We start from the raw sequence: 20,635 nt of genomic DNA, 5'->3' as shown, positions 1-20,635 counted from the left end.
GGGGAGACGCGCGAGAAATACAAACCCATCAGCCTCCAGGGCAGGAATCCAGCCTCAGGGCGACCGTGGTGTCCTTTGCCTCAAGCGGGTATAGACCTATGGCTCCCGAGGCGCGCGCCACGGCGTACTTCTCTACCTTCAGGGTATGGATTGCACGCACCGTTGGCCGGTCTTCGTAGAGCGCAGGCACAACGCACTGTGTCTGGCCGCCGCGAAGCATTTCAAGGCGTGCACCATCGAGAGAGTGCTCCATCGCTTTAGCGCTCGGCATGCCTACCCACGCCCCATCTTCGCGATCGACAACCCATAGCCTCAGGTCAACTGTCTTGCCAGCGCTATTGGTGGCATAGATCGAAATCACTTCTTCCAACTCGGCCATCGTTGCGTAGAGCCCCAAGAACATTACTAAAGGGCTCACGATCATCGCCAGCATACCAAGCGGACGCGGAAGCGATGGCCATAGCAATAGCCCGCCCAATACCAGTGCGCCAATTCCGCTGGCCATCACCCCGGTAGTGGGCATGGCGTAGGCGCCTGCGTGCACAAAGCGAACCGCAAAAACAGCGACGCTCACAAAGAGCAAAACCCCAGCCAATGCCAGCCGCAATTTCGATATTGATTCGGACTCACTCATCTCTTACTCCCTTGAATTTTTTTTAGGACCTGACACTGCAAACTTACAGAAAATACACGGGATACCCATGTCTATTTTATCCTATCCGCTCATCTACTAGCCTTAGCTTGGGCGACAATCAGTGTGAGGCAGTTGTTAGTTTCTCAGACCTAATATTGGGGGTTAGCTACTGCCGCGCCTTTTCCCCATTGGACCTTTCTTCATATCGCTGGCCATTTTACGCAGAAAGCGCAGGCCACCTATGGGCGAGCGAAGCAGCCCTCGCCGTATTTTGCGTTTCATGAGTTGCTGGCTGTCCATTGCTGAAATGTCCAGTCCGGCAACGCGCTTGAACAGGTTGGGCGCGGTGTACGACGCGAATGGAACCCTCAGCGTAAGGTCTCGCGATTGCGGAATGTGGCAGACCTGATCGTCGCAGGCCTGGTAGTGAATCTTCAGTGCGATTTCCAGGTCAACTTCTGCCTGCTCGCCAAGCAGGCTAACGACGCTGTCATCCACCCAGACCGGAATCGCAAGATCCACCTGGTTACTCCAGACTTGCAGCGCTGTATCCAGTTCTGGAAGTTCGAGGGTGTGGGTGGCTGGTTTGCGCATATCACCGGTGTGGAAGCCTTCAGGACCGGTAACCTCCACACGCGTCGCGACCATGCCCTGCGGCACCGGTTCATCATAGATGTGCAGTCCTTCAGCCAGCTCAAAGCGTACTACGATTTCGCGCACCACCGAGGCCTTCACTGTCCCGCCGCCCCCGTGCCAGACTGCGGTTATGTTGACCTGTTCGTCGTCCGTACTAGCCATCGGCTCATCTTCGCCGATAAGAATTTCGCCCAACGCGCTGTCCAGCATAGACTCACCGGTGAAGCGGGCGTGGTGATTGCGTCCGAATAGCTTTCCAGTGATAACGCCCTGCTCATTCAATACATAGGTGCCGGGGTAGGGGATGCCATAGAAGGGCACCTGATCGCGCGTCACATGGGTGTTCAGAATACCCAGTTGTCTGATCAGCCTGGAGCCTTTGTCAGACAGTAGCGGAAAGTTGATGTCGTGGTGGGCAGCAAATTCTGCCAGCTCATCGGGCCGGTCATAGGAAATGGCATAGAGCTTGACGCCCGCCGCCTGAAATTTTTTATACGCGTCTCGCAGCTCGACCAGCTGCGTCATGCAGGGGGGTCACCATACGGCCGAGCGAAAGAAAAGAACAGCTGCCTTGGCGCTGCCTCTGTCCTCGTGCAGGTTAATCCGAACGCCGTCGGCGTCCCTAAGTGTGCAATCAGGGAACCGTTCACCCTCGGCAGGTCCAAACTGAAAGTCGACCGGCGGCGGTTTGCGCTGACCGTGGCTGGCTGGTAGCGGCGCAGTTTGGCCAAACTCGTCCGTATACTCGTTGAATTCGTTATCTTGCATGGTGTCAGTTTAGACCAGGGGGAACCCGCCTGTCTCCACTTTCAAACACACATGAAAACCACCGAGCAAGGCCACCCAGCAACCCCGATTGAACCCTCACCTATTAGCGGACATCGGAGCTAGGCTAGAATACTTGGGCTGGAAGGCCCAAAGTGGGCCATCTATTGTTTGTCTGCATAATGAGAGTCGGTATTAAATAGACCGATTCCCTGCGAATAGTTTTTAGGCACACACAAATCCATTTTATTTTGGGGAGTGACATGTCAGCGAAGACGGTTAGTGAAGAGGCGGCTCAAACAGTATCCCTGCTTCAGTGGATCAGATTAGTAGTGGTATATCTCCTTATCCCGCTTACATTACTGATATGCGGTGGGGACCTCGGTTGGTGGCAGGCGTGGTCTTACTCTCTACTGATCTTTGCAGTTGGTATAGGAGGGCGCATGTGGGCGGAACAACGACATCCCGGATTGTTGGCCGAACGACAAAATATTGAAAATTTCCAAAACGCAAAAGCCTGGGACAAAGTGCTTGCCCCACTGATGGCGTTGAGCATCGGGTTCCTTATGGTCATTGCAGCCGGGCTGGACCACCGCTATAACGGGTCCCCCGAATTTCCACTTTGGCTCATTGTGATTGGCTTCATTTTAATCGCGCTCGGATATGCCTTCGCTGTATGGGCATTGGTAGAGAACCGGTTTTTTTATAGCGTTGTCTGCATTCGCACGGATCGAGGGCATGTGGTGTGTGACAGCGGTTGTTACCGGTTTGTGCGGCATCCGGGTTATGCCGGAACTATTCTTTCACTGTTCGGTATTGTTCTTGCTCTGGGCTCGGTATGGGCACTGATTCCTGCGGCGGTGGCATTAATCACCACAGTGATTAGAACGGTACTTGAAGACCAGACTTTACGTGAAGAGTTGCCGGGCTATCGAGACTACGCGCTACGCGTGCCATATCGGTTAATTCCCGGTATATACTGAGAGACCTGATTAGTAACTTAAGGCGTCAGAGCCCTTAGCTTCTAATGTCTCCTTTGAGATCGCACCTGGCAGCGAACGTTAGCTCTATCAATTAGCAGGCAATAGAAAGCCCTCGCGAGTAAGGCTCTTCTTCTTTTTTAACTTTTCTTGCGCTTGATTGCACCAAGTCCTAGAAGGGCAGAGCCAAATAGCCAGACTGCGGCGGGGATGGGGACTGCCGCAATATCACCCGTCTGTACAGCTATTCCCGCCAAGACATTAGAACTGTACTGCTCAACCGCCAGGTTTCGGTCCCAATAAAAGCTCCACACGTCGGTGAATGGAAATGCTCCTGCGGCTGTTCCGGTGAAGTATGTGTTATCCACCAACGTGCCGCCAAAGAGCTCTTGTGACAGCGTACTATCACCTGTGCCAATCTGGGCGCGCAGTGTCTGGTATTCTTGATCATTATGATCTGGCAACCGCCACCCAGTAATGCCTTCCACATCAAGATTCGAAATAGATGAACTAACGGATGAAAGGTTCCCATTGAATACTGTCGTATACCACGTGAGATCGTAAACATCGTCGTATATTGCCTGACCATCAAGGCGAGATGTGAGAGCAGCATTTGCACCACTCGATAAGGCAAAAATTGAAATGAAGATTGCTGTCTTTAGTCTTTTCATTAATACATGCCTTCGTATTTCTGTACGAGAGATCACCAATAATTTAATGAAAGCAAGATTCATACCAAGTCATATAGATCAACAACTTACGAATGATGGTCAGTAAAGTGGCCCGGCGAATGTAAAGAAACCTGACACAAATATCTTCACATTGATGGCGCAGAGACTGGTGCCAAATCCTGTGTCTTTTGAGGTGAAAGCGGTCATCTACCCCACCAGGGCCGATCCAGGCCCATAAGCCTGCTTTCGCCCTGGAGTCGCCATCAGGGTATCCTCATCGGACAACTAATACTAAGGAAAGAAAGCATGGAATCTCTGGATATACTAATACTGGGAGTTGAAGCAGCTATCGCATTGGCGGGATTTGCAGGCATTATCGCAACCTTTCAATTTAGTGGCGAAAATGAAACACGGCGAGGCGACGCCGTTGGCTTGACAATGATTCTCCAATTCTCGTTGTTGGCGGCACTGGTCTCTTCTATCGGCATTCTTCTGTATTCCTTTGACGTCAAGCAAACGACCCTATGGGCCATATGTAGCGCGCTAGTAGCAATTGTGCAGACCTGGGCAACTTATGTCGTGTACCAGCATCTGAGCGGCGTTCAAAGGACAAAAAAATTGGGAAGGTTGGCCCAATTAATTCAATTGCCGACTGTTGGTTTGGTCTTGGTCAACCTTATGAATGCCTCAGATATATTCTTTCACAGGGAGGCTGGCCCCGCTATTGCGAGTATCGTATATGCACTGACTATTGCTGGCTTTATGTTTTCTCGTCTACTGCTCCGACCTGTTTGGAGAAATGTCCGCATACAAGAGGCGGCTAAACTTGCGGATGTCACCGCAGGTTGAATGGCAGTTATGAGGCCAGAGCGGTAGTCGGGTTTGTGTGGAGCTGGCGAGTAGCTAGCGGGATATCAATGTCTCTAAGGAGGTGAAAGCGGTCGTTAGCTCAGCCCTGGAATCCGATCACCGCTAATGTCGGCTTTCGCCTACTTTGAGACATTAGAAACCCCAAATATCAGGCATAAAAAAGCCCACCGAAGCGGGCTTATCAGGAGTATTGTTTACGCTTTCTTGCGCCTTGACCATCCAAGGCCAGCGAGACCCAGGCCGAATAGGGCGAGGGTGGCGGGTGTGGGGACGGTTGCAAACGTTGGCGTGACCGACTCCCTGACATAAATTGAATATTGACCGGCTGGTTGTTGTCTATTGACCGGCCAATTCGGCGCATAAACAGGTGTGTTCAAGGGCCAATTCGCATCCGTTTGCACCGGTATCGTTGTCCAGCACGCGTTGTGGTACCAAGGATTACCAAATCTGACTGCACAATTTTGAGCCCAATTATCTACGTCGTTTGTAGATGTAGACCAGTCTTGTCCAACATGATAATTCAAGCCTACCGCAGCCAAACTACCAGACAAGACCGTCCAGTCTGCGGTGTCTGCCATTGTGCCGTGGTAAAACCCAGTGTAATACCCATCAAATACAATGCTCCCAGCTAAGTCGGATATTACATGCCTCAATTGCGCTTCCCGACCAATGGCGAGATTCGACATATCGCGAGTTTGGCTGGTAGTTAAACCAACCGTGCCGGTGTTGGAGACCATATCCGTACTTGACGAAGGGTCCCCATTAACGCTATTTAGACCGAGAGTCCAGCCGCCACCCTCAACCGTCATATCTGCATAAATTTGAAAGGCGGTACTGCCTCCCGGGCCATCAGGATCAATCCAGTAAATCCCATTGCCAGCGGAATATCCGTCGCTCAGTATCTGTTTCGCGGAAGTACCGGCATCAGCGAAGCTCGAACCATCCATTAACGTCGCGTTGGCGTGCAGAGTTGGCGTGATTGTTAGGGCTGCAACTGTGAGTGTCCGGGTTAGACGATATTTCATTTTACGCTCCTTCTGAATCTCTTCCCTTTAAGTAACTGTAAAGACATGCATTAATCATGCCAAGGTAATGCAATCAAGTAGTTAGGTAAGTTAGATGCTCAGATAAGTCGACAACTGTAATATTTACTGACTAATAGCCATATGTTGTGAAAAAGGTGAAGAGAGGTGGAAGCGGTCGTTTCTCGGGCTATGGTGCGTAAAAACTGACCATAACGACGGTTTATATGGGATTAGGCACTAATAACCCTCAGTTTTAAGTGTAAAAAATCCTGACAAAAAGGAAAGGTCACATAAGAGGTGAAAGCGGACGCCTCCAGCAGCGGGCCCGTTCAGGGCATCGAGTCGCAGTAAGAACCTACACCGCGCCCGGCTACAGGTGGGCAATGGGAACTCAGGTGTAGCGTCACGCTACCGCCAACGTCAGGGGCGAGCGTGGTGCTCCATACAAATCTCTGCCAGTCATGCTTGGCGAATATCGGGCCATCAGTACAGAGCTCTGCTTTGGAGACGCCAAAACCGGCGCGTTCGGAGTTAAGCTGGACAAATACAATGCCATCGGCACCTTTCACCGAGCCGCGCATGTCCCAGGCAATGGTGACTGCTGCTCCAGGGATAAGTAGTCCGGCACCCACATTGTTATAGATCAGTTTATTGGAGCGTAGATCCGACTGTGTGTGCGTGGGTACTGCTAGCTGAAGTGCATAGGCTTGTCTGCCCGCACTAATCCTTCCCAGCTTTGCCTGCTCATTCTTTCTCTCAGGTGTGACCAATGTCGCGATCTTCCCCCAAAACCGCTACTACGACGCTCCGGAGGCCCCTATGCGCTCGACAATCAGACGTCACTTCATTAGCCTAAATTCAATAATTATCGGGTATTACTATGAAACCAATCTCGCTGGGGTTTTGCACATTTATTGCTGTTGCCAACTCGTACGCAGGAACTGCGCCAGAGCTCTGCGCTGCGTTTGGAGATGATGTTGCACGCTTGAGTTGCTACGACGCTTACTACAGCCCTGCGGACTCGCAGGTCAAAATAGATATCACCGCAGAAAACCAAAACGAAATACTTAGTCAGTCAGCTATAGCTGCCACTGCAGTAGAGACCGCTACTGAGCCTTCGGAGTCTAACGCGCAATTGCCGCTTATCTCGAGGAATCAACAGGAACTTGAGCTAGCTGAAAAGCGCTTTTCGATGACACCGCACCGCCCAAATTACATACTTCCAGTAACCTATAACGCCTCCAGCGATTACTCGGTATATGATCCGCTCGGAGAGTCATTTAGCGACGCTGAGATAAAGTTTCAGTTGAGTATCAAGACACTCTTGGCGCGTGATCTCTGGCGCGGCTCCTCAATATGGTTGGGCTACACCCAGCAGTCATACTGGCAGCTCTATGCGGACACTATCGCATCTGAGCCTTTTCGTGAAACTAACCATGAGCCAGAGCTCATCTGGCAAATACCCACGGAATTTGATGTTTTTGGCTGGAATGCGAGGTTAGCCACAATAGGACTGAATCACCAGTCAAATGGACGGATCGATCCACTGTCAAGAAGCTGGAATCGAGTGACTGCAGGGCTCGCACTTGATAAAGGCAACTTTGTTGCTTCAGTAAAAACCTGGGTAAGAATCGAAGAACCAGAAGGCGCGGAGGACAACCCCAATATTGAAGATTATATGGGGCGTGTTCAGCTGGGTCTTGCGTACCAGCATCGCGACCATTTGTTTTTTTTGGGGCTAAAAAATAATTTGAGTAGTGACAACCGAAGCGGTGTCGAACTTAACTGGAGCTTCCCACTGGTTTACCATCTTAAGGGTTTTGTGCAGGTGTATAGCGGATACGGCGAAAACCTGATTGATATGGAAAACGACACCAAGCGAATCGGCATTGGGATCGCACTGAACGATTGGCTTTAGGGCCATCAGTGAATATAACTAGGGAACCAAGGTCTTTTCTCATCCCTGCCCAGAGTTAGAGTTTGAAAGCATGGGCGCACCCGAGTAACAATTCTACACATGGTCTAGCGCGGTATTTTGTATACTCGCATTCATTGTTCGACTCTGCAGCAACACGAGAATACGATATCATCAACTATGGGAAGGGGAGGCTTGGATATGAATCAGTGCACATCACGTACCAGCTTCATAAGCTGGCTAGCGCTGGTTTTGTTTTTGCTGGCCGCGCCGCGCACGCTTTATGCCACCTCGGTGTTGGCAGTAGATATGCGCCAACTCGTCAATGAGGCTGCGGTAATTTTCGAGGGTGAGGTCATTGCCAGTGAAGCGCGCTGGAATGCGCAGCGAACCTCGATTTTCACCCATGTGTCCTTCCGGGTCATCGATGTTATCAAGGGCAGCCTGCGTGCGGAGACCGTCACGCTGACTTTCGCCGGCGGATCAGTCGATGATCTCACCTTGCAAGTAGATAGCATGACCTACCCCATTCCCGGTGAGCGCGGCATTTATTTTCTGGAGGATCCTGCTCGCCAGCAAGTTAATCCACTGCTTGGCTGGAGCCAGGGTCATTTCAAAATTACACTCGATCAGAAAGGTCGCGAACGCGTCCTCACGGCCGGCAACTCGCCGGTGCTAGCGGTGGAAGTGGATGCAGAGGCCAAGGTAGGGGCCGCGAAGCAGCGCAGTAAAGAGGCAAGGGGAATGTCCAACGATGTCCCGCTGAGCCAGGGCGATGCGCTAGGCCTTCGATTGGGACGCGGCCCAGACGACTCTGAGCCCGGGCTGGACAAAGCCAGCTTCAAGCGGGCACTGCTTGGACTCTTGCCCGCAGATTCTCGAGATGGCAGCAGCGAAGAAACACCGGTCAATCCCAAGTGAATACGCTGCGGGGTAAAGCCGTGCAGGTAGCACTGACGATTGTGCTCAGCCACAGCATCGCTGCCAATGGCTATGAGCTGGCGAGCTTCTTTTGGGCGGAGGGACAAGCTGATATTAATGTTGACCTTACTGCATCCAATCCGCCTGGCGTCAATGAGCCCAACGTGGTGGCAGGCGGCCCCAGCACGGCCGAGTTGCAAAGCGCCTATATTGAGGCTTTGGGCATTTGGAATACTACTTCGACGTTCAACTACACAGCCACCATAGATAATGGGTCATCCGACCCATGTGTAGTGCCTTCAGTGGACCCAGGTAACGGTGTGATTTTTGCCGAGACAGGCTGTGGCAATGCTTTTGGCAGCAGAACGCTGGCGGTACAGCAAACCTGGTTTTCTGGCGCCAATGCCACTAAAACAGGCACGGTTTTCAACAACACCAAACAGTGGGACCTGTACAACGGGAGTTGGAGTGGGGTTGCCGAATTCAGGCGGGTCGCTGTACACGAACTGGGGCATGGACTGGGCTTGAATCACACCTCGGCGGGCGGTGCCATCATGCGACCAACGACAGGCAATACCGAGGTTCCACAAGCCGACGATATCGCCGGGGCAGCAGCGCTGTATGATAGCGATGCGGACGGCTGGGGTTTGTTTCAGGACAATTGCGTAAGCGTTGCAAACAGCTCTCAGTCCAATGTCGACGGCGATGCTCAAGGTGACGCCTGTGATGCAGATATTGATGGCGACGACGTCTATGACACTGAAGGTGAAGCCGTGTCTTACGGACTGGATAGCTTGAGCGGCAGCTTTTTCCCATTCGGGCCCGATAGCGGATCTGACTTTGATTACCGGGCCATGACCTTTCCCATCCCATTCACCGGATCGCTAACTACGATAGCGCTGCCGATAGACTGCCCCAGCGGCGACCTCATTCTATCTATTCGGACGCTGGACACTGCGGGCACGCCCGGCGGTGAGATCCTGGCGTCTGAAGTGTTGGCCGCTGGAACCGGTGTGCCCACATTCTTTAATGGTGCCCAAGAGTATGAGTTTTCCAATCCGGCCACGATAGCCGCGGGTACTGGCGTCGCTGTCGTCGCGCAGGCACTATCCAGCTGTCGTTGGTTTATCAGTGCGGGCGCGAGCTACTCACTGGGCGTCGGCTACCGGTCGACCGATGGCAGCGATTGGCTTGGCGGAGGTTATTTCCCGTTCGCCGCGGTTCTTGATCCAGATGTTAAGGACAATTGCCCGTTAGTTGAAAATCCCGATCAAAATGACCTTGATGTTGATGGTCTTGGCGATCTGTGTGACCCCGATCAGGACAATGACGGACTTAGCAACATCGACGAAACCAACCTGTACCTGACCAATCCAATGCTTTTCGATACCGACGGAGATACTTACTCCGATGGTGATGAGGTTATTTCCGGCAGTGATCCTCTGGAAGAAGACAGCGTACCGGGGCCGGGGAATGGAGACATTAACGGCGATGGCGAGGTGAACTTGGCCGATGTTCTAATCGGACAGCAATTTCTGCTCGGATCGCTATCGCTAACTGCTTCCGAACTGCGGCGGGGAGATGTTGCTCCGCTGATAGCCGGTGTCCCTCAGGCCGACGGTCAGTTCGAGTTAGGTGACCTATTGCGGATTCTCCAGAAAGTTACCGGGCAAATCACTTTTTAACGCCGGGCAGCCGTTAATAGAGGGTATTGACGCTCGCAGTATAGACATAATGATGTCAAACGATCTTGGCGGTACGCACATCACCACAGCAAGTAACCACATCTTTTGCCACCATACACTTTCAGGCATTAGTCGGATCTCGCTGTGTCAGTACTACTTTCTATGACTTCTCACGCTTGAACTATCAATCGCCTGAAGAGTATGAAAAGCTCTGGGCATGAAATTTTCAATGAAAGCGTTAGCAGTCGAGCTGTGCAGGTACATTTGGTTTTTTGTATCGGCGGCTTCTACACGCCACCTGGTTCCGATTATCTTCTCTTGTCTACTTGCGCCTTTCGCTACTGCAAATCCAACACAGTTGATGGATGTGGAAATGGTTGTTTATGACGACCGCTTCTATGAATTCATCGAAGTCGATAGCCAGGTTGAAATCCTCGCCAGTGAACTTGAATGGGCGGAGGGTCCTGTCTGGGTAAAGGGTCTGGATTCGCTGCTGTTTTCTGATGTGGCAGTGGGTAAGGTTTATCAGTGGAGTGATGCGGGGGGCTTAAGCGTGTACCTGCAGCCTTCAGGGCATGCGCCCGACGGTTTGGGTCAATTGTGGCGGGGGTCCAATGGTCTGGCCATTGACGAGAATGGTAGCCTGCTTTTGGCCCAGCAAAGCAATAGAACACTGGCGCGGATGCTGGCACCAATCACACAGCCAACTCCGGACTACGACATACTGGTAAGTCACTATCGTGGCAAATCGATTAACAGCCCCAATGATTTAGTAGTGCATCGTTCAGGTGACATCTATTTTACCGATCCGCCCTATGGCCTGTCGGGTTTCGAGAAAAGCCCCGATATTGAATTGGATTTTTTTGGCGTGTTTCGTTTAACAAAATCTGGCGAACTGATTGCTGTTACCAAGCGTCTTCGCAAGCCAAACGGTATTGCTTTATCAAATGACCAGTCAGTTCTTTATGTCAGTGATTCGGCAAAGAATAAGGCACAAATTGTGGCCATTGAGCTTGATCACCAGGGCAACTTCGAAAAATCACGCCTGTTCTTTGATGGCAAACAATTGATTTCTGAAGGTTCTGGGTCTACCGATGGCATGGTAGTGCATCCTAGCGATTTTCTTTTTGTTTCTATACCAAATGGCGTGGGAGTTTTATCGCCTGAAGGAGCATTGCTGGGTAAGATTGTGCTAGGGCAAGTCACTAATATGACGCTAAATGATACGTTCTCTCAGCTTTATATCACGTCACCCAAAAAGCTAATGCGTTTAAAGATTAATAGCATTAACTAAAGTGGTCCTTAATCTGCCATTTCTCTGAGGGTGCACATGAACATCAATATTCAGAACCTTGGCAGGTTTGAGTGATAGAGCGAATAGGAAAATTCTTCTTTTGCAACCTACAGCCGGTAAAAAGGAGACTCATTTCATCATGAAATTCAGAATCTGGAAGAGCACTATTTTGGTCAACGACGCCTCATTAATAGCGCGACTTTCCCGTAGCTTTGAGGGTGGTTTTAATAAGAATGCAATCATCGACACGGCTCCTGCGGCTATGGCGTCTGAAGACGCCCATATACTACTGGGGAGTTACGAAGATGTGCCTCTTGCATACATTATGATTGGCATTGCGAGCCCCAAAGCCTTTATGGACGCAGGGAACAGGCCTCCCTACTTTAATCATAATGGAGACTACAAAGTCGAGCTTGAAGCAATTCCCTACGGTAGTCGCGTAGCAACTACCGCGGTTATGGAATTACTGGGCCGATGAAGTTTTATAGCTCCCAGTCATAATTCACGGGACTGTCCGAGCACAGCTAAACGCATCGGCAGTATCAATCCGTCTGATGAGCGCTATTGCTGATCGGCATGTTCATACTCCGGGTTTGCAGGCAGGCGATCAACGTCGTCCACTTCCTCTTCGGCTATAGCCGGAAAGGGTGTTGGATCCATAAAGCGATTGATGACATTCAAGGTAATACGAGCAACATCATTGTCAAAGTTGTTCTCCGGCGTCGAACTCATCCAGGTGATAGACCCCGTAGAGAACATGGCACCACCATTCGCCGTTTCGAAGAATACGATGTCAGCTTTGCCGTGGACTTCTGTGTCTTCAGGATGGTAGTAAATCGACAGAGGCATCATTGAGAGTTTCAAATCCTCAACCTTTTCCCGGAGTTTTTCTGAAGTCGCGAGTTGCAGGGCGTGGCGGGGTACTCCGTTGGCAGCATTATATTTGTCGATCTCAAAGCCGGCAGCTGCGCCGTGTACCCGATCAATACCGTAATCACCAAACACGTCACCCTCCGTGAGTCCTTCGAAAATCCAGGCGGCACGCGGGTTGCTGGCATCTTCCAGCAGACGGTAGGGGCTTGATCCATTAAAGATCATGGCGGACATTTCATTCCCGAAAATCGGTCCAGATGCACGTCCGGTTTCAATCATCAAACCACCGCGTTCACCGTTGGAGAGATATCGATCAGTGATGTCAAAGAAATTTCGGCTCTCCATAACACCGGGTAATTCGGAATGGCTGCCTACAGACCAGAAATAGCCATTGCCGCCTACGTACATAAATCGACCTCCGCCTTGGGTGAAGGTCTCAATTGAATCGACAATTCTGGTGGTGACATACTCTGGGTGGGTCGAGCTGATGATGGCCGTGTATTGATTGAGGAGTTCTTCACCCTCGAGATCAACCAGTTCGTCGGTGATGACATCGTATTCGATATCAAAATGTTCGAGCATCGCTACTATATGTAGATCTGCCGCAAAGTTGTAAGTCATTGCTCCGGGCTTCATTTGTAGGTCGGGTCGCAGGCGCGAACCGTAGCCGAAGTTCCGACCATCGACATGAGTGTTGTATACCCCTCCGGTGCCATACTCGATATTGTCAGCCATAAATTCCAGATCGGCTTCGTTCCAGTTATGGCTGGGGTAATTTTTCTTTGCGGTCACGCCAAGAGAGATGTTGGCATAGGCGATATAATTAAACTCTGACGCCCAGAAGGCCAGCTTCGCCTTGGGTCCATGTTTAGGGGCGGCTACGAAAAAGCTGATATATTCAACAAAATCTCCCTGTTTCAGCCGGGCGGCATATACGCCGCTGGCCAGATCGGCAGGGATTGTGAACTCAAAATCGCTGCTCCATTGCGCATCGTATAGGTCGTCTGCGTAAAAGGTGATGGCGTCATAGTCGTCAGGCGCGTCTGTCCAGTTAATGGTGCCAGGGCTCCAGAAGCGGCCTCGAACGGCTCGATTGGGAAGGTTCACTACAGCCCCGGTTAGCTTGCTCCTGGAGATATCAGCCACCTGCGCAGTTTTCATACTCTGGGCAAAATCAAAATTGGCTACCAAACCTCTACGCAATTTCTTGGGTGCTTCTTCTGACGACAATAAATCAATATCCTCTGCCGTCAGTGCGCTTTTGACGATACGGATGTCCTGGAGCCGGCCGTTAAAGATATCAACCGGTTTCTCAAAAGGCGCGGCAGCGGCACCTGCGCCACCCCGGGAAGCAGCGATACGCAGAGGGCCTGAATGGGTAGGGGGGGCAACCGCTCCTGCCGCCACAAGGTTGCGTGCAGTAAATTGGTCACCTGGAGCATAGGGCTTCTCTCGCAGATGCACGGATACGGTTTGCGACTCGGCGTCGTAGCTCGCGGCCACATAGGCCCAATCCCAATCGCGCAGCTTGTCAGGGATTGTCACGGACTGTACTTCTCCGTCGCCTCCACCTATTACAAATTGCAGCTGAAAATCAGGGGTCAGTCGCAACGCCCAACCGGAAGCTGTAGTCGCATCAAAACGGGACACGATTGTCTGGGCCTTATCCAGTATCTTGGGTGCCATCGTCAGCGTCGGTGGATGAAAGGGGTCAGGATTGTCCAGGTCAGGCGGGACAAATTCTGTGGGATCAAATACTGGATAAATCCAGGCGCCAACGGTAAAGCTACTTAGCTTATCCAGCGGTTTGGTTTTTTCTACATGAATATAGGAGCCAAGATTGAGAGACTGAGGCTTACCCTGATATTCACCGTCAAAGCTGGCATCGACCTTCTTAACCTCGAATAATTTGCCATAAATCGACCGAGACTCTCCGTTGAGTACTCGAACCAGGTCCGCCTCGTAGGCGCCTCCATTCACGGCGTTAACCATAAACTTGATAGGATCTCCTGGCCTAACGGACAGCTCACTGCTGTACCCAACAAGGGTACGCGGAGCCTCTATGCTACTACCAATAGGGCCTGCGTCCCCGGCGCTTGCAGATGCGCTCGACATTGCGATCACTGTAGAAATTATCAGGCCCTTCAAATCGAGTGTGAGGTCCATCGGTAATTTTTTCAGGTGCACGAATTACTCCTTTCAATAATGTTTGGAGGCGTAAATGCCAAGGGTTTCGAATCTGGATCAAGACTAACAGTTCACCCTGGAGCTTGGAAGCAGCTAGGCCTCCCGCGACTAACCGATGCGAAACCTGGCAAGATCCGCGTCAAAACTGGATATACATGAATCGCTTTCGGCAAGAGATCGGGAGCCTAATCGGCCGCTCTGCCTACAGCGGTATCCCGGTATCGTCGTTCTGCCGAGACCTGCCGCAGGTGCATGCGCTCTATCTGCCAGCCGCCGCCTGAGGTGTAACCCACGTCGTCCTCATACGTACCGAGAAACAACCAGACTCTATCATCCTTTAACTCATGCCATGCTTGCACATAACTTTCCATATAGGCGCTTCCAGTGACGATATTACAGTCGTCATCAAATTTGAGCGATTTGATTTTTACCAACTGCGTACCAATAAGATGTTGGGTCGGGCCCAAGTCTCCGAGAGCCTCAAGTACCAGCTCCGCCCACGCCTCTGGACCGACGCGCGGCTCGTCGTCGGAGCCCGCATACAACTGCGCCTCTTTCGCGAAGATTCGCCGGTAGATCGCCCGGCCCTCCGCAATAGACTGCGGAGTAGCAACCCCAATCAAGTCCGTGGCGTTGGCATACCAGCGTCTGAGATACTCGATTTGCTGAATCGCCTGAGTCTCTAGTAGCCCCTTGTTACACTCCATTGAATACCCTCTGCTGGCGAGCAGCATCAACAGAACAAAGATCAAAGTCGCCTGTTTCTTCATTGCGTTACTACCTGAATACTAGCGTGGTTTATTATGTTGTTTGCCATCGGCAAATGAAACTACCTGTTGTTGCGGGCTCAAGAATACCTAATGTGAAGGCACAGGGGATAAATTTGTATCGCAGTATTCCCTTTTAGCGACATAACATAACAACAGCTGTGAGTCCTGACGCCACCTATCCTCATTGATATGCGGCTCAATATCGGCATAATGTCGCGCAGCAAAAGATTAAAAAAACTATAAAGGGCTTGAATATGCACCGTAATCATCACCAAAAAACACTCGTAGCTGCCGTTAGCGTCGCGCTCGCGTCAACACTCGCTGCTCCAGCCGTGCTGGCGCAAGGCCGCCAGTTGGAAGAAGTTCTTGTTACGGCCCAGAAGCGTGTGCAGAGCTCACAGGATATTCCTGTGGCGGTTACAGCCATTGGCTCCGAAATGATCGAAAACCTTGGAATTAATCAGACCCAAGATCTGGTGAAGCTGACGCCGTCATTGACCGTAGGTGTGGGTGACAACAAGCAGAACAGCAGTTTTCGACTGCGCGGTATCGGCACGGATGTTTACAGTGTCGGTGTTGAGCAAAGCGTGGCGGTGCTGATTGACGATGTATCAAGTGTTCAGGCAGGGCAGGCTATTGGCAACCTGGTGGATATTGAACGTATTGAGGTTCTGCGCGGCCCGCAAAGCACTTTGTTTGGAAAAAGTGCATCAGCCGGCGTACTCAGTATTGTCACTAAGTCACCTTCTGAAGAGCTTGAAGGGTCGGTTGAAGTGACGCTGACAGACGACGATGAAGAGCGGATATTGGGTTCTGTTTCAGGTCCGATCACGGATGCATTGGGTTATCGCATAACCGGGCACTGGAGTGACAGGGATGGCTTTGTCAACAACTTGACCATTAACGATGACGTCAACAGTGAGAAGAGTAAGGGCTTGCGTGGCAAGTTGCAGTGGGATATCAATGACAACGTCCAGAGTGTGCTGACCGCCTACTATTCAGAAGACGAATCCACCTGCTGTGCGCTTACCTGGCTGGACCTAGACCCCAGTGCGAGCGTTTTTGGGTTTGTTCCCGGTGAAGTGGCTCCTGGCATTACCCCCTCTGACCAAAACCTCGACTTTCGTTCAGAGGATGGCCCCGAGGACAAAACTGAGACTACTGGCGGTAACTTGCGTTTCAACGTCGGTCTTGGTGAATTTGTCTTTACTTCCATAACCGCCATTGACAAGTGGGAGTACGGTAATGATGGCGACGTCGATTTTTCGGATGTGGATGTCTACGGCCTTTTCACAGGTGGCGCGGTTACCGGCGGCAATTATTCTGTGTCGACGACAGAGACAGATTTCTTCTCTCAGGAATTTCGCCTGGCCTCACCTAGCTACGACCGCTATGAGTACCTGGTTGGGGCTTACTATGCGGACGCCGAAACTGACAGAAGCTTCGAACGTAATCTGGGTCTTCCCATCATTCCCTCCGACTGGGATGGTACGGCGGGAACTGAGACTATGGCGCTATTTGGGCAGGCTACCCTTCGCTTTGGAGAATCCACAAGTCTTACCGGCGGCCTGCGCTGGAACGATGAAGAAATATCGGCTCATTGGGTAGAGAACATATCAAGTCCAGACGCGCCCATATCTGCGAGCGATAGTGACTCGGAAATCGTCGGGAATCTTTCGCTACAGCACTTCCTGGGCGAGGACACCATGTTATATGCGCGCTTAGCGACAGGTTACAAGGGCCAGGCCTACGACATGACTAGCAGCTTTAATCAAGGCAAAGCGGACAATCCGGTAGCACCGGAAACCTCGGAGTCATTCGAATTGGGCGTCAAGAGTATGCTGTTAGATAACAGACTGCAGTTGAACCTGACCGCATTTTGGACCGAGTACGAGGATTATCAGGCTCAGAGTACTCAGATAGCCGAAGATGGCAGCCTTGACGCCAACCTCTACAATGTTGGTGTACTCGAAACCAAAGGTTTGGAGCTGGAAGGCGTAGCGCTGATTGGTGAAAATCTCACGTTGACCTTTGGCGCTTCCTATATCGACGCGACCATCGATGAGTGGGTAGGGGCGAGCTGTTACGACGGCCAAATTGAAGAGACCGGCTGTATCGACGGGACTCAAGATATTTCAGGTGGTGATTTACCTAATTCTCCCGAGTGGAAGTGGAATATCGTAGCCGACTATCAAGCGGACTTGGGCAGTATGCCTTTCTACGGCTTCGTTAATGCCTCCTATGTCTGGCAAGATGAGGTGAACTTTTCGCTGTTGCAGAATCCTTTAACCGCGCAAGATAGCTACGGCGTTGGCGATCTCAGTATCGGCATCAATGAAAAGGACAAAGGTCGTTATCGCGTCACTGCCTTCGTCAACAATTTCACCGATGAAAACTACCGCTCTGGAATTGCAGACTTGCGCCAGCTCTACGGCGGCGCCACATCACTCGCAAATATCTTCGCCCGTAACTCTCAGCGCTACTACGGCGTCCGTCTCAAGTATTCATTCTAGGCAATAGACGGGACAACCGCTTTCCCCCGTTCATGTTCTCTCATCCGCCATTCTTGGCTGGATGAGAGGGCGGCTGGATTTTCGTTTCCGGATTGATAGGGCTAGCACATGGCTGTGCTATGTATAGTCCTCTGTACACCGCTACGGATACCGTCCAACTATTCCTGGAGATACCAAGATGAGATCGATCAATTATCTGCCGGCAACACCGGTTATTGTTACCGGCGCCGCCTCAGGAATAGGTAGGGCTTGTGCTGAATCGTTGGCACAGGTTGGGCGGCCCGTGGCGGTTTGGGATCTTGACGCAGGGAAAGCTGGAGCTGTCGCCGACGCTGTTGCGCAGGAGCACAGCGTCAAAGCCATTGGCCTGGCCGTGGATGTCTCAGATCTTGACCAGATAAGTGCCGGTGTCATAGCCAGCCGCGAGGCCCTGGGTCCTATCGGGGGTTTGGTACACGGCGCTGGTATAAGCGGTGTGGCGACACTGGAGCAGTTAACCCCAGAGACCTGGTCCGCGGTACTGGATATCAATTTGCGCGCGCTTCCGTTTATTATTAAGGCCATTCTGCCAGATATGAAGTCCCAATCCGGGTCTGCGGTGGTAGGTATTGCCTCAATTAACGCCACGCTCGGTAACATGATGAACCCGGCCTACAGCGCGTCAAAGGGGGGCGTACTTTCCATGTCACGCGCGTTGGCTGATGAGCTGGCGATGCACGGCATTAGAATCAATTCGGTTTCCCCGGGGCAAATAGAGACGCCTATGTTGATGCAGGGCTTGGAGGCGGTACCTGAGGTGCTGGAAGCGTTTAAGCGGCATATACTGCTAGGGCGATTGGGTGATTCAGCCGAAGTAGCCAGTGCGGTGCGTTTTTTGATGTCCTCTGAAGCGAGTTATATCACCGCTGCCGAACTGGTAGTGGACGGCGGGAATATTTCCTCACAACGCCAGTAAGACCCAGGCCCGTAACGGCATATGTGGTCGAAACGAGTGGGGCGTCTCAACTATTAAGCACTCTGCGTCGCAGCGTTCCCGGTTCTCCGCCGGATTCACCAGGGCCGCCGGACTTCTTGCTAGTTGATGAACTGCCATGGGTTTAGTAGCGAAACATCAGACCAATATTGGCTTGTATCTGGCTGTAAGTGTCCGATTCAGCTCTTATCACGCAGCCACCGTTGCAAAATATGGCGCTAGAACCATTGAAGAAAGTCGGCAGCCAACGTATGTCAAAGCGCAGTAATAGGTTCTCCGTAAACTTGTAGTTAGTCCCAGCTGCAATCTGGGCGGAGAACTTGGTTTCGCTTGAAAGGTCGCTATCTTCAGGCGCAAATATTCCAACGCCTACGCCGGCACTCACAAAAGGCTCCATTTTTCCGTTGGGGTAGTAACTGGTACCGGTGAAGTGCACGTGGGTTATTTTCATGCCTGTATCAGAACCAAGATCGGCGGTGTCAAAATCAGTTTGCTGGTGACTAAGGTAAAATCCAATGCGCTGGTCGGGGTTGCGTTTAAACACAAAGTCCCATGCGATGCTCAGGCTTGGACCGTCATCTAAGGCCAGGTCGTCAAAGTTATCGCCGTCTTCAGCAGGGCCGACAGCGCTGATCTTGAAATCCGGGTTGGTTTGATAACCCGCCAATATAGTTAGATCCGCGGCGAAAGCAGTTGGCGTCACGCAGGCGAATAGCAATAAGGGGAAAATGTATTTCATGTGGATTTTTCGATCTCAAGGTAACTGCTATGGACACATACTATACTGGAGCATCCGCCGCATGCCACCTGTGTGAGGGCTCTGCGGGTATGATGAGCGTGCGTTTTCTAATCTTTCAAAATTCGGGTTTTACCGCATGCCGGCAGGCGTGTTGATCGCCAGGCACAAACCAGTGGCGTAGACAATTTTGGGCCGGTTTGGTCTAGCCACAGCCTCCTATATGACACTCACATATGTTCGGATTGCGGCGATAAACAAGTTTGTCCTGATAAACCAGTGTCTAGCTGCAGGTTTTGGCTGAATTTGCCGGCGAAATTAATTATCATCAAAGTCCATTTACCCTCACAGAGTTGAAGTCATGCAGTCCATTATCGCTGAAATGCGCGTGTTGCCAGAGATCGATGTTGAAGCAGAGATTGTTCAGAGAGTAAGTTTTATAAAGTCTCAGTTACAAGCTGCCGGTCTAAAGACGCTGATTTTGGGCGTCAGTGGCGGTATTGATTCCTGCACGCTTGGGCGTCTCGCGCAGCTGGCTGTCGATCAACTGAATAGTGAAGGCGAGGGGGGTTATCGCTTTATTGCGGTGCGCCTGCCTTACGGCGTTCAGGCAGACGAAGATGACGCACAGGCATCCATTCAGTTCATTCAGCCCAGTGAGTCAATTTCGGTCAATGTGCAGCCAGGCGCAGACGCGATTCATAGTGAGACCTGCCAGGTAATGCAAGAAAGTGGTTTGTTGGTTGCCAGTGATAGCAAGCAAGATTTTGTGAAAGGTAATGTGAAGGCGCGCACACGGATGGTTATCCAGTATGAAATTGCAGGGATGCTGGATGGCTTAGTGTTGGGGACCGATCACTCAGCCGAAAATATCACCGGCTTTTACACCAAGTATGGTGATGGGGCTTGTGATCTTGCGCCATTGTTCGGCCTGAACAAGCGCCAGGTAAGACAAGTTGCCAGTCATTTAGGTGCACCTGTCAAAATAATGCAGAAAGCACCGACCGCAGATTTGGAATCCTTGTCACCCCAAAAGTCCGATGAACAGGCGCTGGGAATGAGTTATGACCAGATCGATGATTTTCTTGAAGGAAAGTCGGTAGACCCGCAGATTGCGAAGAAGCTCACTGAGATCTTTACCAAGACTCAACACAAGCGGGTTCCAATACCCACAATTTATGATTAAT

At 51.4% G+C, this 20,635-nt stretch carries 19 protein-coding genes; 10 read left to right on the top strand and 9 right to left on the bottom strand.

The window, feature by feature from the left end; genetic code table 11:
- Window positions 1-28: 28 nt before the first annotated feature.
- The 3 genes from EYC98_RS14430 to EYC98_RS14420 all read right to left on the bottom strand — a co-directional run bounded on the left by EYC98_RS14430 (window position 29) and on the right by EYC98_RS14420 (window position 2,038).
- Window positions 29-634: a hypothetical protein gene (locus tag EYC98_RS14430; RefSeq protein WP_279246043.1), complete on the bottom strand. Its 606-nt coding sequence runs from the start codon at window positions 632-634 to the stop codon at window positions 29-31.
- A 162-nt stretch (window positions 635-796) separates the two neighbouring features.
- Window positions 797-1,795, bottom strand: a complete 999-nt coding sequence (locus EYC98_RS14425; protein ID WP_279246042.1) for a redoxin domain-containing protein — start codon at window positions 1,793-1,795, stop codon at window positions 797-799.
- A 9-nt stretch (window positions 1,796-1,804) separates the two neighbouring features.
- Complete coding sequence (locus EYC98_RS14420; RefSeq protein WP_279246041.1) at window positions 1,805-2,038, bottom strand: thioredoxin domain-containing protein; 234 nt, start codon at window positions 2,036-2,038, stop codon at window positions 1,805-1,807.
- A gap of 440 nt (window positions 2,039-2,478) precedes the next feature.
- Here EYC98_RS14420 and EYC98_RS14415 point away from each other — a divergent pair, with 440 nt between their 5' ends.
- Window positions 2,479-3,018, top strand: a complete 540-nt coding sequence (locus EYC98_RS14415; protein WP_279246040.1) for a methyltransferase family protein — start codon at window positions 2,479-2,481, stop codon at window positions 3,016-3,018.
- 137 nt (window positions 3,019-3,155) lie between these two features.
- Here the strand turns inward: EYC98_RS14415 and EYC98_RS14410 are convergent, their stop codons facing one another.
- Window positions 3,156-3,686: a VPLPA-CTERM sorting domain-containing protein gene (locus EYC98_RS14410; RefSeq protein WP_279246039.1), complete on the bottom strand. Its 531-nt coding sequence runs from the start codon at window positions 3,684-3,686 to the stop codon at window positions 3,156-3,158.
- Between the two features lie 306 nt (window positions 3,687-3,992).
- Here EYC98_RS14410 and EYC98_RS14405 point away from each other — a divergent pair, with 306 nt between their 5' ends.
- The gene (locus tag EYC98_RS14405; RefSeq protein WP_279246038.1) at window positions 3,993-4,535 is read left to right on the top strand and encodes a hypothetical protein; all 543 of its coding nucleotides are present in this window, start codon (window positions 3,993-3,995) and stop codon (window positions 4,533-4,535) included.
- A gap of 215 nt (window positions 4,536-4,750) precedes the next feature.
- Here the strand turns inward: EYC98_RS14405 and EYC98_RS14400 are convergent, their stop codons facing one another.
- Window positions 4,751-5,581 (bottom strand): fibrinogen-like YCDxxxxGGGW domain-containing protein, encoded by an 831-nt coding sequence (locus EYC98_RS14400; RefSeq protein ID WP_279246037.1) that lies wholly within the window; start codon window positions 5,579-5,581, stop codon window positions 4,751-4,753.
- Between the two features lie 329 nt (window positions 5,582-5,910).
- Window positions 5,911-6,351 carry a hypothetical protein gene (locus EYC98_RS14395; RefSeq protein WP_279246036.1) on the bottom strand — a complete coding sequence of 147 codons (441 nt, stop codon included), beginning with the start codon at window positions 6,349-6,351 and terminating at the stop codon, window positions 5,911-5,913.
- A 110-nt stretch (window positions 6,352-6,461) separates the two neighbouring features.
- Between EYC98_RS14395 and EYC98_RS14390 the strand changes: the two genes are divergently transcribed.
- The 5 genes from EYC98_RS14390 to EYC98_RS14370 all read left to right on the top strand — a co-directional run bounded on the left by EYC98_RS14390 (window position 6,462) and on the right by EYC98_RS14370 (window position 11,874).
- On the top strand, window positions 6,462-7,499 hold the full coding sequence (locus EYC98_RS14390; RefSeq protein ID WP_279246035.1) for a phospholipase A: 1,038 nt from the start codon (window positions 6,462-6,464) through the stop codon (window positions 7,497-7,499).
- 198 nt (window positions 7,500-7,697) lie between these two features.
- Complete coding sequence (locus tag EYC98_RS14385) at window positions 7,698-8,417, top strand: hypothetical protein (RefSeq protein WP_279246034.1); 720 nt, start codon at window positions 7,698-7,700, stop codon at window positions 8,415-8,417.
- Window positions 8,414-10,102: a matrixin family metalloprotease gene (locus tag EYC98_RS14380; RefSeq protein WP_279246033.1), complete on the top strand. Its 1,689-nt coding sequence runs from the start codon at window positions 8,414-8,416 to the stop codon at window positions 10,100-10,102. The genes EYC98_RS14385 and EYC98_RS14380 overlap by 4 nt, the downstream gene beginning before the upstream one ends.
- A 217-nt stretch (window positions 10,103-10,319) precedes the next feature.
- Entirely contained in the window at window positions 10,320-11,396 is a 1,077-nt protein-coding gene (locus EYC98_RS14375; protein ID WP_279246032.1) for an SMP-30/gluconolactonase/LRE family protein, read from the top strand.
- A 139-nt stretch (window positions 11,397-11,535) separates the two neighbouring features.
- Entirely contained in the window at window positions 11,536-11,874 is a 339-nt protein-coding gene (locus EYC98_RS14370) for a zinc-binding metallopeptidase family protein (RefSeq protein WP_279246031.1), read from the top strand.
- An 83-nt stretch (window positions 11,875-11,957) separates the two neighbouring features.
- Here the strand turns inward: EYC98_RS14370 and EYC98_RS14365 are convergent, their stop codons facing one another.
- Both EYC98_RS14365 and EYC98_RS14360 read right to left on the bottom strand, forming a co-directional pair.
- Complete coding sequence (locus EYC98_RS14365) at window positions 11,958-14,456, bottom strand: N,N-dimethylformamidase beta subunit family domain-containing protein (RefSeq protein WP_279246030.1); 2,499 nt, start codon at window positions 14,454-14,456, stop codon at window positions 11,958-11,960.
- Window positions 14,457-14,641: 185 nt separating this feature from the next.
- Window positions 14,642-15,226 carry a nuclear transport factor 2 family protein gene (locus EYC98_RS14360; RefSeq protein ID WP_279246029.1) on the bottom strand — a complete coding sequence of 195 codons (585 nt, stop codon included), beginning with the start codon at window positions 15,224-15,226 and terminating at the stop codon, window positions 14,642-14,644.
- Between the two features lie 254 nt (window positions 15,227-15,480).
- On the opposite strand from EYC98_RS14360, the gene EYC98_RS14355 reads away from it, so the two are divergent.
- Together EYC98_RS14355 and EYC98_RS14350 are read left to right on the top strand one after the other, a co-directional pair.
- The gene (locus EYC98_RS14355; protein WP_279246028.1) at window positions 15,481-17,739 is read left to right on the top strand and encodes a TonB-dependent receptor; all 2,259 of its coding nucleotides are present in this window, start codon (window positions 15,481-15,483) and stop codon (window positions 17,737-17,739) included.
- 178 nt (window positions 17,740-17,917) lie between these two features.
- Window positions 17,918-18,694, top strand: coding sequence for an SDR family NAD(P)-dependent oxidoreductase (locus EYC98_RS14350; RefSeq protein ID WP_279246027.1), 777 nt, complete (start codon window positions 17,918-17,920; stop codon window positions 18,692-18,694).
- A 142-nt stretch (window positions 18,695-18,836) separates the two neighbouring features.
- On the opposite strand, the gene EYC98_RS14345 is transcribed toward EYC98_RS14350, so the two are convergent.
- Window positions 18,837-19,451 (bottom strand): outer membrane protein, encoded by a 615-nt coding sequence (locus EYC98_RS14345; protein WP_279246026.1) that lies wholly within the window; start codon window positions 19,449-19,451, stop codon window positions 18,837-18,839.
- A 358-nt stretch (window positions 19,452-19,809) separates the two neighbouring features.
- Between EYC98_RS14345 and nadE the strand changes: the two genes are divergently transcribed.
- Entirely contained in the window at window positions 19,810-20,634 is an 825-nt protein-coding gene (gene nadE, locus EYC98_RS14340; RefSeq protein WP_279246025.1) for an ammonia-dependent NAD(+) synthetase, read from the top strand.
- Window position 20,635: the final 1 nt, after the last annotated feature.

Origin of the sequence: Candidatus Litorirhabdus singularis (genome assembly GCF_026262625.1) — a bacterium.
In the GTDB taxonomy this organism is placed as follows: Bacteria; Pseudomonadota; Gammaproteobacteria; order Pseudomonadales; family Halieaceae; genus Litorirhabdus; species Litorirhabdus singularis.
The sequence above is the reverse complement of the archived record's forward strand: the minus strand, read 5'-3'. Positions and strand labels throughout refer to the sequence as shown.